Consider the following 19426-nt stretch of genomic DNA (forward strand, 5'->3'; position numbering starts at 1 on the left):
TTGTTATGAATTTATGAAATAGATTCTGTTCCGTTCAAAAACCCCTTTTTGATCGTGTGCAGATCACGCTCGAATATGAATCCATTTTAGGTGCTATATCTTTCATATGATGAAATGAAAAATTTCCTTGTTACCTTATTTCCGGGAAATTAATGTTTGAAATGTCGTACTCCTGTGAAGACCATGGCAATTCCGTTCTCATTCGCTGCCTTAATGGACTCTTCATCCTTGATGGAACCACCTGGCTGAATAATCGCAGTAATACCGTGTTTCGCTGCAAGCTCTACCGTATCGCCCATTGGGAAAAATGCATCGGAAGCGAGCACAGCTCCTTTTGCTTTATCTGCCGCTTGTTCAAGCGCAATTTTCGCTGCACCTACACGGTTCATCTGTCCTGCACCTACACCCACTGTCATGTTATCAGAAGCAAGTACAATCGCATTTGATTTCACATGCTTAACTACTTTCCATCCAAACAGAAGTTGTTTTAGTTCCTCTTCAGAAGGAGCACGGTCAGTTACGACCTGCAGATCGTCTGCATCCACGGAGTGTACGTCACTTTGCTGAACGACCATACCACCGTCGATACTCGTTACAACAAACTGACTCGTGCGTTCTTTAGCAGAAGAAAGTTCGCCCATTTTGAGCAGACGAATATTTTTCTTCTTGGTGAGAATTTCGAGCGCTTCTTCTGTAAAATCAGGAGCAAGCACAATCTCAAGGAAAATTTCGCTAAGTTTTGCCGCTGTATCTGCATCAATGATTCGGTTTGCTGCAACAATACCTCCGAAAATGGAAGTTGGATCCGCCGAATAAGCTTTCATGTAAGCTTGATAAATGCTTTCCCCTGTACCTACTCCGCAAGGATTCATATGTTTCACCGCCACGACAGCCGGCTCTTCGAATTCTTTTACAATTTGAAGTGCTGCGTTAGCATCATTGATGTTATTATAGGAAAGCTCTTTACCATGAAGCTGCTCTGCTGTAGTCAGCGTACCTTGCGGTGCAAGAGGTTTACGATAGAATGCAGCTTGCTGATGAGGATTTTCTCCGTAACGAAGGTCCTGGATTTTCTCATAAGTAACCGTGTATCGCTCAGGAAGAGGATCACCGTTCACATTAGACAAGTAATCAGAAATTAGTGCATCGTAAGATGCCGTATGGCGGAATACTTTTGCCGCAAGCTGTTTACGAGTCTCAAGGGTTGTATCTCCTTGTTCACGAACCTCAGCAAGTACCTGACTATAGTCATTTGCATCTACAACAACACTTACAAATGCATGGTTTTTCGCAGCAGAACGAAGCATAGTCGGCCCACCAATATCGATATTTTCGATTGCGTCCTCGTAAGATACATCTGGTTTAGCAATGGTTTCTTGGAAAGGATAAAGATTTACAACAACCAGATCGATGTAATCAAGACCAAGATCCTTCATTTGTTTTTGATGTTCTTCGTTATCTCTAACTGCGAGAAGCCCGCTGTGTACGGCAGGGTGAAGTGTTTTTACGCGTCCATCCATAATCTCAGGGAATCCCGTTACGTCGGAAATACCGATGACTGGAATACCTTCTTTCGACAACAGGCTGCTGGTGCCGCCTGTCGAGATAATTTCGACCCCTAAATTAGACAACTCACGGCAAAAATCCACGATGCCTGTTTTATCTGATACGCTAACGAGTGCTCTTTTTATACTCACGATGAAGCTCCTCCTCTTGTGTGTCACCACATAGAATGAATAGTTCTGAACTTAATTCCGATACACGTCTAATTTGGATGAATAATTTGAATAGTGCAGTTCTTTTACGTCTAATGACCATCGTCGAAACTACGTTTATTTCCCGAGAAATATCACATCATGCCGTATCCGTTTTACAAGACTCGCACAAAATGTTGGAAGGTCTCCACTATAGCGCAGATTGAGTATTTTTCTGACAATCTTTCGCGCCAATCGTAACTTTACGTCCTTCCAGTTTCACTAGTCCTTCTGCAAACCAAGAAACAACCTCTGGGTATAACTGCTGCTCTAGTGCATGAATGGATTCCCCTAACGACTCGGCGGTATCTTTCGCAGAAACCTCTACTGCACGCTGTGCAATAATGGGCCCCGTATCCATTCCTCCGTCAACAAAATGCACCGTGATCCCCGTAAGAGTTACCCCGTAATCCAAAGCTTGCCCAATCGCGTTTTTACCTGGAAAAGCAGGCAAAAGGGATGGATGAATATTGATGAGCCTTCCTGCGTACGCTTCGACAATAACTGGAGTCAGTAGTCTCATATAACCTGCAAGTACAACAAGGTCAATCTTGAGGTTGTTCAGTTTTTCGACGATTTCCTGCTCATATGCTTCACGTGAAGGATAATCTTTCGGCTGAAAGAGATGGCAGGGAATCCCGGCAGTCTGTGCCTTCTGAACAACAAGCGCTTGCGGTTTATCGCTGACAAGAAGCTCGATTGAACCCTTTATTTTCCCATTAGATGTGTTTTCCACCAAAGACTGAAAATTACTACCCTGCCCGGATGCGAATACGGCAATACGAAAACCGGACATTATACATCCGCTCCAGTAAAGGTGACCACTTGATTTCCTTCCGTTACCCGACCGATGGTATACGCTTCTTCTCCATTTGCACGCAGTGATTCAATTGTTTTTTCTGCATCTGCTTCACTTACTACAATGACCATGCCAATCCCCATGTTGAAGGTAGTGAACATGTCTTTGTTGGAAATACTTCCTTTTTGCTGCATTAGGTTAAAGATCGGCAGAATCGGCCATGAGCCATGGTTAATCTCTACATTCACGTTTACTGGAAGCATCCGCGGAATATTTTCAATAAATCCACCGCCAGTAATATGCGCCATTCCTTTTACTTTCACTTCATCCAGCAGCGCCAAGATTGGCTTAACATAGACTTTGGTTGGTTTCAAAAGCTCATCACCAAGCTTACCGCCGAGTTCTGCAACTTCATCATGAAGACTATAGCCGGCTTGCTCCAGAAGCAGCTTGCGAACGAGAGAGAACCCGTTACTATGAACTCCGCTTGAAACAACCCCGATTACTGTATCTCCAGGTGTAATGGTAGTTCCGTTAATGATTTTGGCTTTATCTACGATACCCACTGTAAAACCAGCTATATCATATTCACCATCACTGTACATACCTGGCATTTCTGCTGTTTCGCCGCCGATCAGTGCTGCACCCGATTGATGACAGCCTTCAGCAATACCTGCTACGATGGCTTCAATTTTATCTGGAACGACTTTGTCACAAGCAAGGTAATCAAGGAAGAAAAGAGGCTCCGCACCCTGAACGACAATATCATTCACACACATCGCCACTGCATCAATACCAATGGTGTCATGACGATCCATGGCGAATGCAATTTTGAGCTTCGTTCCCACACCGTCTGTACCAGATACCAGTACCGGCTCATCATATTTGTCTTTATTCAAACCAAACAAAGCGCCAAATCCACCGAGATCTGTCATGACTTCTGGACGGAATGTACGCTTCACATGTTTTTTCATCTTTTCTACCGCTTCGTTGCCTGCCGCGATATCAACGCCGGCATTCTTGTAGGCTTCTGACAAATTGGACACCATCCTTAAGGGGAAAATCACCCACCTAAATCCTCCCTGACAGGGAGGACCCCAGAGGGGCAGCGCCCCTCTGGACACCCGCAAATATGCTAGCGGACCGGAGTTTTGGGTGTTCTTGCTATGTTTACGTTGGTGATTGGATCGCTAATGGTCTTTCAGACCGGCTTACATTTGGCTCATCGTGCACAAGTGCAAGTGCCTTCACGCTGTGCGCGTGTAGCTCCGCCGAATCTCCCTGTTTGCCTGCGGCAAATGCAGGGATTCTCGGCTTCGCTAAGAGCTGCGCTTCGCGCGGGGCTCCGCCAGGAAGTCCTCCTGTTTGCCTACGGCAAATGCAGTGCCTTCCCTTGCTACGCAAGTGCATTCGCGCTGCGCGCGTAGCTTCGCCAGGAAGTCCTCCTATTTGCCTGCGGCAAATGCAGTAGCTTCCCTTGCTACGCAAGTACATTCGCGCTTCGCGCGGGACTCCGCCAGGAAGTCCACCTGTTTGCCTGCGGCAAATGCAGTGGCTTCCCTTGCTGCGCAAGTGCATTCGCGCTGTACGCGCGTAGCTTCGCCGAATCTCCCTGTTCGCCTGCGGCAAATACGGGGATTCTCGGCTTCGCTAGTGCCCTCGCTTTCTATGCTGCTTAGCTTAGCAACCGCAGCCTGCCTTCGCCCCTTCTTTGAAATTCAGGGTCGTCGGATAATCATTATCAAAGCAGGCAAGGCATAAGCCGCCTTTATATTCATCTTGATGATTGCCTTGAATCGAAGCAATCAGGCCCTCGGGACTAAGGAAAGACAAGGAATCCGCATTAATCTCTCTGCAAATCTCTTCAACCGATCTGGAAGAAGCAATGAGTTCGTCCCGATTTGGTGTGTCGATCCCGTAGAAACAAGGATTTTTAAATGGAGGTGAGGTAATCCGTACATGTACCTCAGTTGCTCCTGCATCACGCAGCATATTGACGATCCGGCGCGACGTAGTTCCCCGCACGATAGAATCATCGATCATAACCACACGTTTGCCTTCTACTACCCGGCGTACGGCACTCAGCTTCATCTTCACGCCCTGCTCTCGCAGTTCCTGACTGGGCTGAATAAATGTACGACCTGTATATTTGTTCTTAATCATTCCAAGCTCATACGGAATGCCCGTTTGCTCTGCATATCCTATCGCTGCAGATATACTAGAGTCAGGTACCCCTGTCACCACATCAGCATCGACAAAGGATTCAAGCGCCATTCGGCTGCCCATCCGTTTTCTTGCTGCGTGCTGGTTAGAACCATTCATATCACTATCTGGTCTAGCAAAGTAGATATACTCCATAGCACAAAGTGCTTTCCGGTGCTTTTGCTCCTCAAAACGATCTTCATGAAGTCCGTTCTCATCCAAGATCAACATTTCACCAGGCTCAATGTCACGAATAAGTTCCGCACCAATCGTCTCCAGCGCACAAGTCTCGGAAGCGAAGATATAAGCATCTCCGAGCTTACCCATCGTCAGCGGACGAAGTCCGTGCGGATCAGATGCTACCAGCAGACGGTCGTTCGTCATAATCAGAAAAGCATACCCCCCTACTATTCGGCGGAAAGCATCTTTTGCTGCCTCAACTAAATCCTTTGATGACCGTGCAATCAGGTGAGCAATGACTTCCGTGTCGCTGGTTGTTTGAAAAATCGAACCGCTCTGCTCGAGTTCCTTACGGATTTCGGGTGCATTCACGATATTACCGTTTGTCGCAACGGCAAGATCGCCGTCACGGTATTTAAATACAAGCGGCTGTGCATTCGTCAGTTTACTGTCTCCGCTGGTCGAATAACGTACATGACCAATAGAGATATCTCCAGTCAAAGTAGCCATAAGATCTTTTGTAAATACTTCTTTTACAAGTCCCATCCCGCGGTGGTAATGGAACTCATTGCCGTCACTAACACACATACCGGCACTTTCTTCTCCACGATGCTGAAGGGCGTGAAGTCCGTAATAGGATAAAGAAGCGGCTTCAGGGTGTCTGTACACCCCGAAAACCCCGCATTCCTCTTTTAATTTATCGAAAAGTCCTTCTTTACCCGAACCTTCGTTGTAATAGTCACCTGTCCAGAACTTCGGAACGCTTACTTCATCAGACATGGAATAACATCCTCCCAGACCTGCTTCAGAACCGCTACCGATTCGTCCACAGCTGATGTACCGTTCAACTCCACTGTTAGATTGCTGCCTGTTACTTGTCCGATCACTTGTACAGGAACTCCGCTATTTTTCACAAATGCTTCTAAAGCTTCTGCATTTTCTTTCGTTGCTGTCAGCAAGATACGAGACTGACTTTCACTAAACAAAGCATGATCTTTACGAAGCTCTGTTGTCATACTTACCTGTGCCCCTTTACCGCCGCTGATACAACTTTCAGCTAGAGCAACAGCCAGACCGCCCTCAGATAAGTCATGCGCAGACTCGACAAGTCCTTTTTGAATCGCGCCAAGTACTGCATCTAGAAGTGCTTTCTCCGTAGCCAGATCCAGTTTCGGCGGACGTCCTTCGGTCACACCATGAACCGCATACTGGAATTCACTGCCGCCAAGTTCAGCAAAAGTATCCCCAAGCAGGAGAATAACATCTCCTTCGTTTTTGAAGCCTTGTGTCGTAATATGATCTGTATCGTGTACGAGACCCACCATACCCACAACCGGAGTCGGGTAGATTGCTCCTTTGGCATTTTCGTTGTACATACTTACGTTACCACCGATAACCGGTGTTCCAAGCACGTTACAAGCTTCTGCCATACCGTCTACGGATTTTTCCATTTGCCAGAAAATTTCTGGTTTTTCAGGAGAACCAAAGTTCAGGTTATCTGTAATTGCCAGTGGTTCTGCTCCGGAGCAGACAATGTTACGAGCAGCTTCGCTGACTGCAATTTTGCCGCCCACTTCTGGGTCGAGATATACATAACGTCCGTTACAGTCTGTCGTCATAGCAAGTCCTTTACGTGTTCCATGAACGGTTACCACCGCTGCATCGGAACCAGGACGAACGGCTGTACTTGTCCGAACCATGTAATCATATTGGTTGTATACCCACGCTTTACTGGATACTGTCGGCGAGGACAATACTGTTTTTAGAGCGCCTGTAAGATCCGACACTTCTTCATAACGCAGGGTGTCGATTTTTCCATTTTCAACATAATATTCAGGAACAGCAGAAGGTTTGTTGTACACCGGACATTCGTCAACAAGTGCATGAACTGGCATGTCGCCAACAACCTCGCCGTGATGATATAGTTTGAGTCTTCCGTCATCGGTTACTTTACCAACTTTGGCACAGATAACGCCCCAACGTTCAAAAATTTCCATCGCTTGTGCTTCATCTTTCGGCTCAACAACGAAGAGCATCCGCTCTTGAGATTCAGACAGCATCATTTCATAAGGAGTCATACCTTCTTCACGCTGCGGTACTTGGTCTAGGTATAGTTCCAGGCCATTTCCAGCTTTACTTGCCATCTCCGCACTGGAACATGTAAGTCCTGCTGCGCCCATATCCTGAATACCAAGCACGATACCGGAGTCGATCAGTTCAAGGCAAGATTCCATAACGAGTTTTTCCATAAACGGATCTCCGACTTGAACTGCCGTACGCTTGGATTCGGATTCTTCCGTAAGTTCAACGGAAGCAAATGTTGCCCCATGAATTCCATCACGGCCCGTTGGAGGTCCCACATAAAACACAGGATTGCCTACCCCTTTGGCTACACCGCGCTGGATTTTATCATGATCGATCAGTCCAACACACATTGCGTTAACGAGCGGATTACCGTCATAGCTCTCATCGAACATCACTTCGCCGCCAACGGTTGGGATTCCGATGCAGTTACCATAACCCGCAATACCGGAGACAACATGTTCGAACAAATACTTAACGCGGTCGCTTTCGAGCTTACCGAAACGCAGAGAATTCAGTGTTGCAATCGGTCTTGCACCCATCGAGAAAATATCGCGGATAATCCCGCCCACACCTGTTGCTGCACCTTGGAAAGGTTCAACTGCGGATGGATGGTTATGACTTTCGATTTTAAATACAACCGCTTGATTATCACCGATGTCAACGATTCCAGCACCTTCCCCCGGTCCCATCAGAACACGTTCTCCCGTCGTTGGGAAACGGCGAAGCAATGGTTTTGAGTTCTTGTATGCACAGTGCTCAGACCACATTACACTGAATACGCCAATCTCTGTATAGTTAGGCTGACGACCCATAAAGGATACGATCAGATCATATTCACTGTCCGAAACGCCCATTTGCTGATAAAGTTTATGTTCCGCAACCTGTGCTGCGGTTGGTTCTTTAACGGATACTTGCTGCGTCATGTTGATCCCTCCAGGCATTCAAAATCGAAGTAAACATACGTTTGCCATCCGTTGTTCCAAGTACTTCGTTTACGGCACGTTCCGGATGAGGCATCATGCCAACGACGTTACCGGCTTTGTTGCTGACACCGGCGATGTTATTTAAAGATCCGTTTGGATTATTTTTATAAGTAAAGACGATCTGGTTATTTGCAGTAATCTCAGCCAGTGTCTCTTCATCACAGTAATAGTTGCCTTCTCCGTGTGCGATTGGAATGACGATTTCTTCGCCTGCCTCATATTCGCGAGTAAACGGAGTGTTATTGTTTTCCACTTTAAGTACCGAATCATGACAAATGAATTTCATACCTTCATTGCGGAGGAGTGCACCTGGCAGGAGACCCGCTTCCGTAAGGATTTGGAATCCGTTGCAGATTCCGATAATATATTTGCCTTGCTCTGCTGCCTTAGCTACTTCATTCATGACAGGAGCAAAACGGGAAATCGCTCCGCATCGGAGATAATCGCCGTAAGAGAAACCGCCAGGAACGATGATGCAATCGTAAGCTGACAAATCCGTCGCCGTATGCCATACGTAATCAACCGTTTGCCCAATCGTTTCTTCCACTGCTTTGTAGCAGTCAATATCACAGTTGGACCCCGGAAACACGAGAACTGCAAATTTCATGGATTAACCCTCCAACTCAAAGCGATAGTCTTCTACAACCGTGTTTGCGAGCAGCTTCTCACACATCACTTTTACGCGTTCTTCTGCTTCCTTTTTATCACTTGTATCTAAAGTGAGTTCAAGGTATTTCCCAATTCGTACACTGTCCACTTCTGCAAAACCCATGGAATGAAGTGCACCTTGCACAGCAACACCTTGCGGGTCTAGCACGCTTTGTTTGATCGTCACGTATACAGTAGCTTTTATCATAATCGGAAGTTCCTCCTAAGGAATGGTAAAAGATTTTGGTATTAGTCGTTACAGGCTTGCGAATTACTGTGATGATATTAAATTGTTGAATGTTATTAAATCTAGCATCGTTAAGCTTCTATCTTTTTATGAATCTATCATTATTTCAGGGCGTGCCCTATCTCTCATTCATTACATCGAATAGATAGGGGATTAAATACTTCTTATCTTAATGATTTATGGGATGAAGTATAAGGTCGCGTTTCGCCGTTGTTTGCCGAGTCAGATCCTTCTATCTACACTTAGGACTTTGCTTTGTAACTTCTCTTTAACTCTACTATCTTTATAATTGCTTCTAGACGACTCTTCGTCTGAACTCACTCTTGGTTTGCTTTTTATTGTTGCTCTTTGGCTATGCTCATGGATTCACTTGCTTTTCTTGCTCTTCACTCTTTAATCTAGATCTTTAACTAATGCCCTTGATTCTGCTCTTTATTGTTGAACCATTGCTATTGCCCATTGCTATTGCCCTTAGCCCTTGCTCTTGGCCCTGACCTTTGCCCTTGGCCTCTATTCTCGTCCTTAGCCCCTGCTCTTGTCCTTAATCTTTAGCTTTTGCTTCTGCTTTTGCTCTTGCCCTTAATCTGTTCTCTTCCCTGCTAGGCCGAAATATTCAAATCCCGAACGACTTTTGGCGAAGCCAACTGGAGAGAGGGATTTGAATATGAGGCCCCCGAAGCCAACTGGAGAGAGGGATTTGAATATGAGGCCCCCCTATATCAATCGGTTCATAATATCTGTATAGCGAGCTGATATAGCTTCCACCACGTGCTGCGGAAGAGGATCAGGCTGACTATTTTTATCCCAATCGGTAGAAGAAAGGTAGGTTCTTACAGGTTCTTTGTCCATACTGTCAATCTCTACATCTAGTGCATAATTTTCTTTCGCCCAGAATCTTGAAGCATCCGGTGTGAAAATCTCATCAATGAGAATGACCTTCCCATCTACCATACCGAATTCAAACTTACAATCTGCTAAAATAATGCCGCGCTTCTCGCAATAATCTCTTGCATAGGCATAAAGTTCAAGGCTTTTCGCTTCCAGTTCCTGAGCCAGCTCTTTTCCAACCATCTCTTCCATCTGAGCCATTGAGATATCTTCATCATGACCGACATCATTTTTGGCAGCAGGCGTAAAAATCGGCTGTTCCAGCTTGGAATTCTTACGCAGGCCTTGCGGAAGCTGAATCCCGTTCACTGTTCCTGAAGCTTCGTATTGTCTCCAGCCGCCGCCTGTAATATAGCCGCGAACGACACACTCGATATCAATACGTTCCGCTTTGCGGGTCACCATGATGCGATCTTTCAACTGCTCTTTGTTCTTGACCACATCACCAAGCAATTCAACATCCGTATGAACAACGTGGTTCTCCATCCAACCTTTTGTCTGCTCGAACCAGAATGCACTTAGGCGGTTAAGGACGTTCCCTTTCTCAGGGACAGCCGGCTCAAGTACATAGTCAAAAGCGGAAATACGGTCCGTTACAACAATCAGATAATGTTCGCCAAGATCATATAATTCACGAACTTTTCCTTTGTATAACAGCGGTGCGTTTACGATTTCTACCGCGGTTGATAGTGTCATAGCCTGAATCACTCCACAACTTCATATTTAGAAAATGGATCTGCCTTCGCATTTCCTTACGAAGCGTCAAAGGCAGATCAGGAATCATGTTACTAAAGAACAAATATCAATTCATATCATGGTAAGGCTATTACATGCTATCTTGTTTCTAGTTCAGACCAAGCTTCGCAAAAATCGTATCCACATGCTTCAGATGCCATGCTGGGTTGAATGCATCTTCGATTTCTTCTGCACTCAGTACTTCGGTAATCTCTGGTGTAGATTCTACAATTTCACGGAACTGACGCTGGGTTTCCCATGCTTCCATTGCTCGCGGCTGAACCGTATCATATGCTTGCTCACGGCTGAAGCCTTTGTCAATCAGCTTCGTCATGATACGGCCGGAGAAAGGAACACCATATGTTCTTGCCATGTTGCGTTTCATATTTTCCGGGAATACCGTCAGGTTCTTAATGATGTTACCAAAACGGTTCAACATATAATTCAGCAGCATCGTAGCATCTGGTAAGATGACACGCTCAGCAGAAGAGTGAGAGATATCGCGCTCATGCCAGAGCGTTACATTCTCGTAAGCAGTCAGCATATGTCCGCGAATAACGCGGGACAGACCTGAAATATTTTCGCTGCCGATTGGGTTACGTTTATGCGGCATCGCAGATGAACCTTTTTGACCTTTAGCAAAAGCTTCTTCCACTTCACGGAACTCACTCTTCTGAAGCGCACGCACTTCTGTTGCAAATTTGTCGAGTGAAGTTGCGATCAGAGCGAGAGTAGCCATGTATTCCGCATGACGGTCACGCTGCAATGTTTGTGTAGAGATCGGAGCTGCTTTTGTTCCAAGTTTCTTACATACAAACTCTTCAACAAAAGGATCGATATTGGCATAAGTTCCAACAGCGCCCGAAATTTTACCAAATTGTACATTGTCAGCTGCACGGCGGAAACGCTCCAAATTCCGTTTCATTTCCTCGTACCAGAGTGCCATTTTCAGACCAAATGTAGTCGGCTCTGCGTGTACACCATGCGTACGTCCCATCATTGGGGTATGTTTGTATTCGATCGCTTTATCTTTCAAGATTTCAATGAAATTCAAGATATCCTTTTCCAAAATTTCATTGGCTTGACGAAGCAGATAACCATTCGCTGTATCCACTACGTCAGTAGAAGTTAGTCCGTAATGTACCCATTTACGCTCTTCGCCTAAACTCTCCGATACCGTACGAGTAAAAGCAATAACATCATGACGCGTTTCTTTCTCAATTTCATAGATCCGATCAATATCAAAGCTGGCATTTTTCCGAAGTAATTCAGCATCTTCTTTAGGAATAACGCCAAGTTCTACCCATGCTTCGCAAGCACAAAGTTCAACTTCTAACCAAGCTTGAAATTTATTTTCTTCCGTCCAGATGGCCCTCATTTCGGGTCTGCTATAACGTTCAATCATGAATTTTGATTCCTCCAAATATTCGTTTTCTCAATCCACATCATTGCATGCTGCACATCGTGGCATAAGAGATTAATATGTCCCATTTTACGTCCTGTTTTCGCTTCCGCTTTTCCATACAGATGAAGTTTAGCCGCTATACCCAGTTCTTCTGCTTCCAGGTCGGATCCAGAAAAACGATCTACTACTTCTTCCATATGTTCGCCAAGTACATTGACCATAACAACAGGACTTAGCAACGTTGTATCTGCGAGAGGTAAACCACAGATCGCTCTTACATGCTGCTCGAACTGAGTTGTCGTACAAGCTTCCATCGTATAGTGACCTGAGTTATGAGGACGAGGAGCCAGTTCATTAACGTAAAGTTTCCCATCCTCTGTGACAAACAACTCTACAGCCAGCAGTCCTACAACCTGTAAGGATTCAGCAAGCTGTGAAGCAAGATGCTGCGCTTCGAGCTGAAGTTCAGAAGATACTCTCGCAGGTACTATAGAGGTATGAAGAATATTGTTTACATGTATGTTTTCTGCCGGTGGAAAGGTTTTGATTTCCCCTTGCGGATTACGCGCTGCAACGACAGAGATTTCACAAGTAAAAGGAACAAACTGCTCAAGAACGAGTTCCACTTTAGAACTACCAAGTTCCTCATATGCGCGAAGTGCTGCCTCTTTCTCACGAATCACTCGCTGTCCTTTTCCATCATAGCCGCCAGTGACTGTCTTAAGTACACAAGGTACACCAAGCGCTTCCACTGCCTCTTCCATGTCTGCCGCACTCTTCACTTCTCGGTAGGGAGCAACAGGAACACCCGAAGCTTCTATGGCTTGTTTCTCTCTAAGTCTATGCTGTGTGGTGTACAGCAGCTTACTTCCTTGAGGCACATAAGATTCTTTTTCTAAAAGAGCCGCAACCTCTGCATCTACATTTTCGAATTCGTATGTGATGACATCACATCGTCTTGCAAGCTCACGAGCCGCATCTTGGTCACTGTAATCAGCAACAATCTGCTCGGCAATCTGACCACAGGGAGATGCATCGGTCGGATCTAAAGTAATGAACCGGTATCCCATCGCAGCTCCTGATAGGGTCATCATACGTCCAAGCTGTCCACCGCCCAGTACCCCTATAACTGAACCTGGTTTCAGCACTTTACTCTCTGAATCAATCACGTTCAGTTCAGGCGCTATCCTGCTAGTCGTGTTTTGACTCATAAAGTGTCACTGCTTTCTAGGACTTCAGTGCGAATCCGATCTCTTCTTTCTGTTACACGTTTTGCAATCTCAGGGTCAAAGGAGCCGATCATCTGTGCTGCCAGTAGTCCAGCGTTTATTGCACCCGCTTTTCCTATCGCTACGGTAGCAACAGGAATGCCGCCCGGCATTTGCACGATGGATAGCAGAGAATCCAGCCCATTTAGCGCTTTTGTCTGTACGGGAACACCAATGACAGGCACGAACGTTTTGGATGCTACCATCCCAGGTAAGTGCGCAGCGCCCCCAGCTCCAGCAATAATGACCTTGATCCCACGTTCATAGGCGGACTCTGCATATTCAAACATAAGATCTGGCGTACGATGAGCAGAGACTACCTTTTTCTCATAAGAAAGGCCAAGTTCCTCGAGTACTTCACATGCATGCGACATGGTTTCCCAATCTGATTTGCTTCCCATAATAACACCGACTTGCACTGACATCCAATCCTCTCCCTTGTCCCTTGATCCAAACTCTATTAAAAATAAAAACCGAAATCCTTGAGAAGAATATTAATTCACGGATTCCGGACAGTTTATAGAAGACACCTGTATTTCCCCTTTATAAGCATGGAAAAACATCAGTCATTAGCTGCAGTTTCCTATGCTGTAAAAGTACAGATACCCTCGTAGTCCGGAAATTTTCGGTCTCCAGGTAGATACTTCCGGGCCATATCCCCGGCGTTATACGAGTCATTTATATGGTTTTGATAAATTCAAATTTTCATTTACGTATACGTTTACGTTTACGTACTTTACCTTTCATAGTTTACCAATCCACTACACCAGATGTCAACTTAAAGACGAACATTCTATAGATCAGTAATTATATTGTTCGGAATTATTGTGCCTTAATAAAATAAAAAAACCAGTAACTACCACATGGAATGATAGATGCTGGTTTTATGCATTTATTTGTATAGAACTGACTTTTTCGAAATATTTTGTAGACGTTTGCTTATTTTACGATAAGAACCGGAATACTTACCTCCTGTGCAACGCGGTGGCTGACACTTCCGAGCATAAACTCACGAATTCCGCTGAGCCCACGACTGCCGATGACAATCAAATCAATATCATTTTGTTTAATATATTCAATAATCACATCTACTGGGGAGCCTTGAATGAGTTCCACCCGAGCATTGGATCCTGCAGCTGCCAGTCTTTGCTTCGCTTCTTCTACCGTCTGTTCAGCAAGTTGATACACTTCATTGTTGACGGAAGGCGGGATCGGAGCAAGCCCCTCACCAATAAATACTCTTGGAAAATCATACACATGTACGACATCAAGAACGGAATTCTCTGACATTCCCGCTAACTCTACAGCCTTCTCAAGTGCTTTATTTGCTACCGGTGAGCCATCATAAGCTAATAAAATTTTTGAAAATGACATGAGGACCTCCACCTTTCTGTATGTAGTTTTTAACCAATTTTCTTGAAAATTAATCATTATGCATATTAGATATTAGCTAAGAAAGTATCCATACAGTACAGCATTTATAAACAAAAGAATGGGAATGCCAATGGTAAAACTGGCATGTTTCGTTTTATGGCGTTTGCGGTACATTGCAATGAGAATGCCGAGTGACCCACCAATCGCGGCAAGCAGGAACAGTGTCTTTTCCGGCACCCTGTCTCTTCTTTTCTGGGCCCTTCTCTTATCTTCAGACATCACCAGGTAGGCTACCAAATTAATAAAAACAAACCATACCATAATTCCCTCTCTCACCCGATCACCTCTTTCAATGAACATCACTAAGTTACCTTGTTCTCTTCTATTATACCGCTAGTTGGAACATATAGGCAATGAATGTACTCACTGCAAAGAGGGGTCAAAGTGGTTATCACTTCTCATCTTATTGTAACGAAACCTTGTTATTTTTATGCATAAATCCATGATAAGAAAAGCAGCGCCTTAGGTTAAAAGCGCTGCTGTTTACTTCTAGCTTCATATAAGCATTTATAAAAAGAAAGCTAACAAGATTTGCCGCTTACGACTCCTGTTTTGGAATTTCGTTCAAACTCGGCGGATATTCTGCTGCCTTAGCCGGACGAAGCGTCTTGCTTTCTTCAAGTATACTTGACTTATTTTGCTGGTTTTTCGTTTTTAGCGGCTTATGATGTGGCATTCGTGGATCACCCCCTAAAGTATAGGGTGCCATCCTCTAGTTCCATTATGCGAAGGAAAATTTACATGTTGCCAAAGAAAAGAAATAGCTGTCCTATTTCCCCTCTTTTTTCTGCTCCATCGCAGCTTTAAGAAGCTCACCGAGGTTAGAACCGATGGACTCTTTTTTCTCAAATTGCTTCACCAATTTCTGCTGTTCGCGCTTATTCACATGCTTTTTATCTTTATCAAGTGTCTCGGTGATTCCACATGGTAGACACTGTACATACAGTCCTGCTTTTCCTTCTTTAAGCTCCATTTTTTTGTGACACTGAGGACAGCGGCGATTCGAAAGCCTTTTTTCTGCAGATCGTTTATAACCACAGTCATTTGTAGGGCACACGAGGAATTTTCCACGTTTCGATTTTTTCTCTAATAACCGCGTTCCGCAGTCTGGGCAATGGCTGTTGGAAACGTTATGCGGCTTGTATTCCACTGTACTATTTTTCACGCTGCGGACAAGCTCACCAGCCATGGTACGAATTCCATTTAAAAATGGTTCCGGCTGGCCTTGTCCTTTTGCGATTCGCTCAAGTTCTGCTTCCCATTTCGCAGTTAATTCCGGTGTACGAAGCTGAGGAGCCGCTAGTTCGATCAGCTGTTTACCTTTTCCTGTAGGATGCAGTGAATTCCCTTGACGTTCAATCGTATCGGAACTAACCAACTTCTCAATAATATCTGCACGAGTAGCGGGAGTACCAAGACCATGCTTCTCCATTTGACCGAGTAAAGCAGCTTCATTATAACGTTTTGGCGGAAGTGTTCTGCCTGGTTTCACAACGCAGCGCTGGATTTTGAAAGTTTCACCTTCACGAAGTTCTGGAAGCTGCTGGCTGCCTGATTTCCCTTCATGGGATTCTTCTTCTATGTCTGTGTCATCCTCATATCCCTCTGCCCCGTAAACTTCACGCCAGCCGTGATCTTTTACCGTAGTCCCTTTTACCGTGAGTATTTCTTTTTCCACTTCTAACTTTACTTGTACTGCATCATACCGTGCAGGCCCATAGAACAAACTTATAAATCTTCTTACAATGAGATCATATAGCTTTCGCTCATCCGTAGAGAGTGCATTTAAAATGACCGTTTGCTCTGTTGGAATAATTGCATGGTGATCGCTCACTTTACTATCGTCCACAATACGTTTTGTAATAGGAAGTGACTTACGTAATAATGGGCGTGCTAGCGCACTGTAAGGTCCAACCGCTACACTTTCCAGTCGTTCTTTAAGTGTACCTGTCATATCACTCGTTAAGTATCTACTGTCCGTCCGAGGATAAGTAACCAGTTTATGCTGTTCATACAAACGTTGAAGCAGGTTAGAGGTTTGCTTTGCCGAGAATCCGTATCTTTTATTCGCATCTCGCTGCAGTTCTGTAAGATCATAAGCAAGGGGATGAGGTTCCACCTTTTCGCTTTTCTTCACCTGAACGACTTTCGCAGAGGCGCCATCTAGTTTTCTTTTTAGCTCTTCTGTCCGTGTTTTGTCAAAAATACGTGAGTCCCCTTGAGCTGCGCGCCACATCGCCTGAAAATTTCCGAAGTCTGCCGCAATAGTGTCGTACTCTTCGGAGCGGAAATTCATAATTTCTTTTTCACGGTCCATAATCATACCAAGGGTCGGCGTTTGAACCCGCCCTGCAGATAGCTGAGCCCCATACTTCACTGTAAGAGCTCTTGTTACATTAAGACCTACCATCCAGTCTGCTTCTGCGCGGCAGCGAGCGGATTCATACAAACGATCAAACTGATGTCCAGGCTTTAGGTTAGCAAAACCTTGTTTTATTGCTTTGTCCGTTTGTGAAGAGATCCATAGACGTTTAAAAGGTTTCTTACAATGTGCCATCTGAATGATCCAGCGAGCAAGCAGCTCTCCTTCTCTTGCTGCATCTGTAGCAATAATCAGTTCTTTAATGTCCGATCTTTTCATGAGCTGCGCTACCGCTTTATACTGATGATTCGTCTCCCGAAGCACCTTAAGCTTGGTTTGTTTCGGTAGAATCGGCAAATCTTCTATATTCCATGTTGCATACTTGCGATCATAATCCTCAGGCTCTGCAAGACCAACCAGATGGCCAAGGGCCCAAGTCACCACATACTGTGGTCCTTCAAAATAACTTTTATGTTTTTCACGGCTTCCCATGACGCGTGCAATCTCACGTGCTACCGAGGGTTTTTCTGCTAATACGAGTACTTTCATAACTCTCCCCTTTCTGCAATACTTCTATTATAACATTCACGTAAAGCGCAGAGAAAATGCTAAGAGTATCTACCGATTCCCTGTACTTTTTCACTTCATTTTTATATTAAAAACAAAAAAAGACCTCCTGGCCCATTGCAGCCAATGAGATCTTTTTGAACAGCTTCTCTATTTCTCTATGTCAGGAACTCCCCAACGTATAATGCTTCCCGCGTATGTTAGTCCTCCTCCAAAACCAAACAAAAGCATCATATCATTATATTTCACTCGTCCCTCGTCTAGAGCAAGCTGGATTGCAAGAGGAATAGAAGCCGCCGAGGTATTGCCTCGATATTCTACGCTAGTTAAAGTTCGTTCTATAGGTACTGGTCCTTTCTCACAAATAGATTCAATCATACGAAGATTCGCACTATGAGGGACAAACCACTGAATATCAGATGGAGTTAGTCCCGATTTACGTATCAGCTCTTTTGTTTTTTCAGGTACATTACGTACTGCCCATTTATAAACTTCACGGCCATTTTGCACGAGATTGCCATCTTTCTGAAGTTCTTGCCCCTCCATTTGTTCTCCTAAAGCCGTTTTATATAAGTGTATTCCTCCACTACCCTGAGTTCCAGAAATAGATCCCAAGAAGCCAGGTTTATCTTCACTTCTCTCAACAAGAACCGCACCTGCTCCATCTCCAAATAATATGCAGGTGGATCGATCCGTATAATCTGTAATCTTAGACAAAGTTTCAGCGCCCACAACAAGGATTTTATGATACATCCCGCTAGTGATCAGGCCGTCTGCCAGTTGTAATCCGTATACAAAGCCTGCGCAAGCAGCACTTATATCCATCGTTCCCGTCTGAGCTATATTAAAATAATGCTGTATCCTTGCTGCAGCACTAGGGAAGGTATATTCTGCTGTACTCGTCGCTACAAGAATCATATCTACATCACTAATATCAATATGATATCGCTTCATCATATCTTCAATTGCTTTGCAGCTCAGGTCAGATACGTATTCATGCTCCCCAGCAATACGTCTCTCCCGCATTCCTGTACGCTGAACAATCCACTCATCATTAGTATCTACCATCTTCTCTAGATCTGTATTGGTCAGCACCTTCTCCGGAACATAGGTACCTATTGCAGTAATTTGCGCTTTAGAATATACGATACGATCACCTTCCCATATTTTATATATGTATTATAACACTAGATACTAGTACCTGGTACTAATTTTTATTATTAGAAGAAAACATCATTATCCTCCAACGTAAAATACCCAAGAGGATATAGATGAATCTTCCCCATCTAAGTCAGTCTTATCAAGTATAAATAGGGTGAAAAGGAAATACAAGTAAAATAAAACCGATTCAATATTAGAATGTAAATAAAAGAAAAAACAAAAAAAGACACTACCTAAATGGCAGTGTCTTTTAACTATTGCTTGGCGACGTCCTACTCTCCCAGGACCCTGCGGTCCAAGTACCATCGGCGCTGGAGGGCTTAACGGTCGTGTTCGGGATGGGTACGTGTGGAACCCCTCCGCTATCGCCACCAAACAGGATTTTCTCAGCTTACGCTTCTCGAAAATCTTCGGAAAATTCATTCGCTCTTCGCGTTTACTTGGGTTCAACATCAAAGTGTGAATCAAGAAACAAGCGTTTAGTTTTCCTCAAGGTTTTGCTCCCTGAAAACTAGATACGAAACAATCTTTGCGATTTATATTGCATATGCTTTCGAAGTAGCTTTCCTTCAGAAAGCTTGTAGGATAAGCCCTCGACCGATTAGTACTGGTCAGCTCCATGCATTGCTGCACTTCCACCCCCAGCCTATCTACCTCGTCGTCTTCAAGGGGTCTTACTAATTGGGAAATCTCATCTTGAGGTGGGCT

Annotated in this window: 17 protein-coding genes, 2 rRNA genes and 1 riboswitch; all 19 genes read right to left on the reverse strand. The window is 44.6% G+C overall.

All coding sequences use genetic code 11. The annotated features are described in order from the left end of the window. Positions 1-149: 149 nt before the first annotated feature. Positions 150-1697: a bifunctional phosphoribosylaminoimidazolecarboxamide formyltransferase/IMP cyclohydrolase gene (gene purH, locus PV403_RS17745; protein ID WP_213535392.1), complete on the reverse strand. Its 1548-nt coding sequence runs from the start codon at positions 1695-1697 to the stop codon at positions 150-152. Between the two features lie 208 nt (positions 1698-1905). Beyond that, complete coding sequence (gene purN, locus PV403_RS17750) at positions 1906-2550, reverse strand: phosphoribosylglycinamide formyltransferase (protein ID WP_332085476.1); 645 nt, start codon at positions 2548-2550, stop codon at positions 1906-1908. Continuing rightward, the gene (gene purM, locus PV403_RS17755) at positions 2550-3590 is read right to left on the reverse strand and encodes a phosphoribosylformylglycinamidine cyclo-ligase (RefSeq protein ID WP_332085477.1); all 1041 of its coding nucleotides are present in this window, start codon (positions 3588-3590) and stop codon (positions 2550-2552) included. The genes purN and purM overlap by 1 nt, the downstream gene beginning before the upstream one ends. A 133-nt stretch (positions 3591-3723) precedes the next feature. Next, positions 3724-4182 carry a hypothetical protein gene (locus PV403_RS17760; RefSeq protein WP_332085478.1) on the reverse strand — a complete coding sequence of 153 codons (459 nt, stop codon included), beginning with the start codon at positions 4180-4182 and terminating at the stop codon, positions 3724-3726. 51 nt (positions 4183-4233) lie between these two features. Next, positions 4234-5715, reverse strand: coding sequence for an amidophosphoribosyltransferase (gene purF, locus PV403_RS17765; protein ID WP_332085479.1), 1482 nt, complete (start codon positions 5713-5715; stop codon positions 4234-4236). After that, the gene (gene purL, locus PV403_RS17770) at positions 5700-7943 is read right to left on the reverse strand and encodes a phosphoribosylformylglycinamidine synthase subunit PurL (RefSeq protein WP_332085480.1); all 2244 of its coding nucleotides are present in this window, start codon (positions 7941-7943) and stop codon (positions 5700-5702) included. Before purL ends, purF begins: the two co-directional genes overlap by 16 nt. After that, positions 7921-8610 (reverse strand): phosphoribosylformylglycinamidine synthase subunit PurQ, encoded by a 690-nt coding sequence (purQ, locus tag PV403_RS17775; protein ID WP_213535385.1) that lies wholly within the window; start codon positions 8608-8610, stop codon positions 7921-7923. Before purQ ends, purL begins: the two co-directional genes overlap by 23 nt. A 3-nt stretch (positions 8611-8613) precedes the next feature. Then, the gene (gene purS / locus PV403_RS17780) at positions 8614-8859 is read right to left on the reverse strand and encodes a phosphoribosylformylglycinamidine synthase subunit PurS (protein WP_191802743.1); all 246 of its coding nucleotides are present in this window, start codon (positions 8857-8859) and stop codon (positions 8614-8616) included. A gap of 753 nt (positions 8860-9612) precedes the next feature. After that, positions 9613-10482: a phosphoribosylaminoimidazolesuccinocarboxamide synthase gene (locus PV403_RS17785; protein ID WP_332085481.1), complete on the reverse strand. Its 870-nt coding sequence runs from the start codon at positions 10480-10482 to the stop codon at positions 9613-9615. Positions 10483-10630: 148 nt separating this feature from the next. Beyond that, entirely contained in the window at positions 10631-11926 is a 1296-nt protein-coding gene (gene purB, locus PV403_RS17790; RefSeq protein ID WP_191802739.1) for an adenylosuccinate lyase, read from the reverse strand. After that, positions 11923-13137 (reverse strand): 5-(carboxyamino)imidazole ribonucleotide synthase, encoded by a 1215-nt coding sequence (gene purK / locus PV403_RS17795; RefSeq protein ID WP_332085482.1) that lies wholly within the window; start codon positions 13135-13137, stop codon positions 11923-11925. Before purK ends, purB begins: the two co-directional genes overlap by 4 nt. After that, positions 13134-13619 carry a 5-(carboxyamino)imidazole ribonucleotide mutase gene (gene purE, locus PV403_RS17800; RefSeq protein WP_332085483.1) on the reverse strand — a complete coding sequence of 162 codons (486 nt, stop codon included), beginning with the start codon at positions 13617-13619 and terminating at the stop codon, positions 13134-13136. Before purE ends, purK begins: the two co-directional genes overlap by 4 nt. Before the next feature lie 166 nt (positions 13620-13785). Further along, positions 13786-13887: riboswitch (purine riboswitch) on the reverse strand. Positions 13888-14133: 246 nt separating this feature from the next. Beyond that, positions 14134-14568, reverse strand: coding sequence for a universal stress protein (locus PV403_RS17805; protein WP_332085484.1), 435 nt, complete (start codon positions 14566-14568; stop codon positions 14134-14136). Between the two features lie 72 nt (positions 14569-14640). Continuing rightward, the gene (locus PV403_RS17810) at positions 14641-14889 is read right to left on the reverse strand and encodes a DUF1294 domain-containing protein (protein ID WP_442951772.1); all 249 of its coding nucleotides are present in this window, start codon (positions 14887-14889) and stop codon (positions 14641-14643) included. Between the two features lie 277 nt (positions 14890-15166). Then, the gene (locus tag PV403_RS17815; RefSeq protein WP_213535379.1) at positions 15167-15304 is read right to left on the reverse strand and encodes a hypothetical protein; all 138 of its coding nucleotides are present in this window, start codon (positions 15302-15304) and stop codon (positions 15167-15169) included. A 93-nt stretch (positions 15305-15397) separates the two neighbouring features. Then, positions 15398-17539: a DNA topoisomerase III gene (locus tag PV403_RS17820; protein ID WP_332085486.1), complete on the reverse strand. Its 2142-nt coding sequence runs from the start codon at positions 17537-17539 to the stop codon at positions 15398-15400. Between the two features lie 168 nt (positions 17540-17707). Continuing rightward, complete coding sequence (locus PV403_RS17825; protein ID WP_332085494.1) at positions 17708-18706, reverse strand: ketoacyl-ACP synthase III; 999 nt, start codon at positions 18704-18706, stop codon at positions 17708-17710. A gap of 271 nt (positions 18707-18977) precedes the next feature. Then, positions 18978-19094, reverse strand: a 5S ribosomal RNA gene (gene rrf / locus PV403_RS17830). A gap of 205 nt (positions 19095-19299) precedes the next feature. Next, positions 19300-19426: ribosomal RNA gene (locus PV403_RS17835) — 23S ribosomal RNA — on the reverse strand; the annotation flags it as partial.

Origin of the sequence: Paenibacillus sp. GYB006, from assembly GCF_036577645.1 — a bacterium.
In the GTDB taxonomy this organism is placed as follows: Bacteria; Bacillota; Bacilli; order Paenibacillales; family Paenibacillaceae; genus Paenibacillus.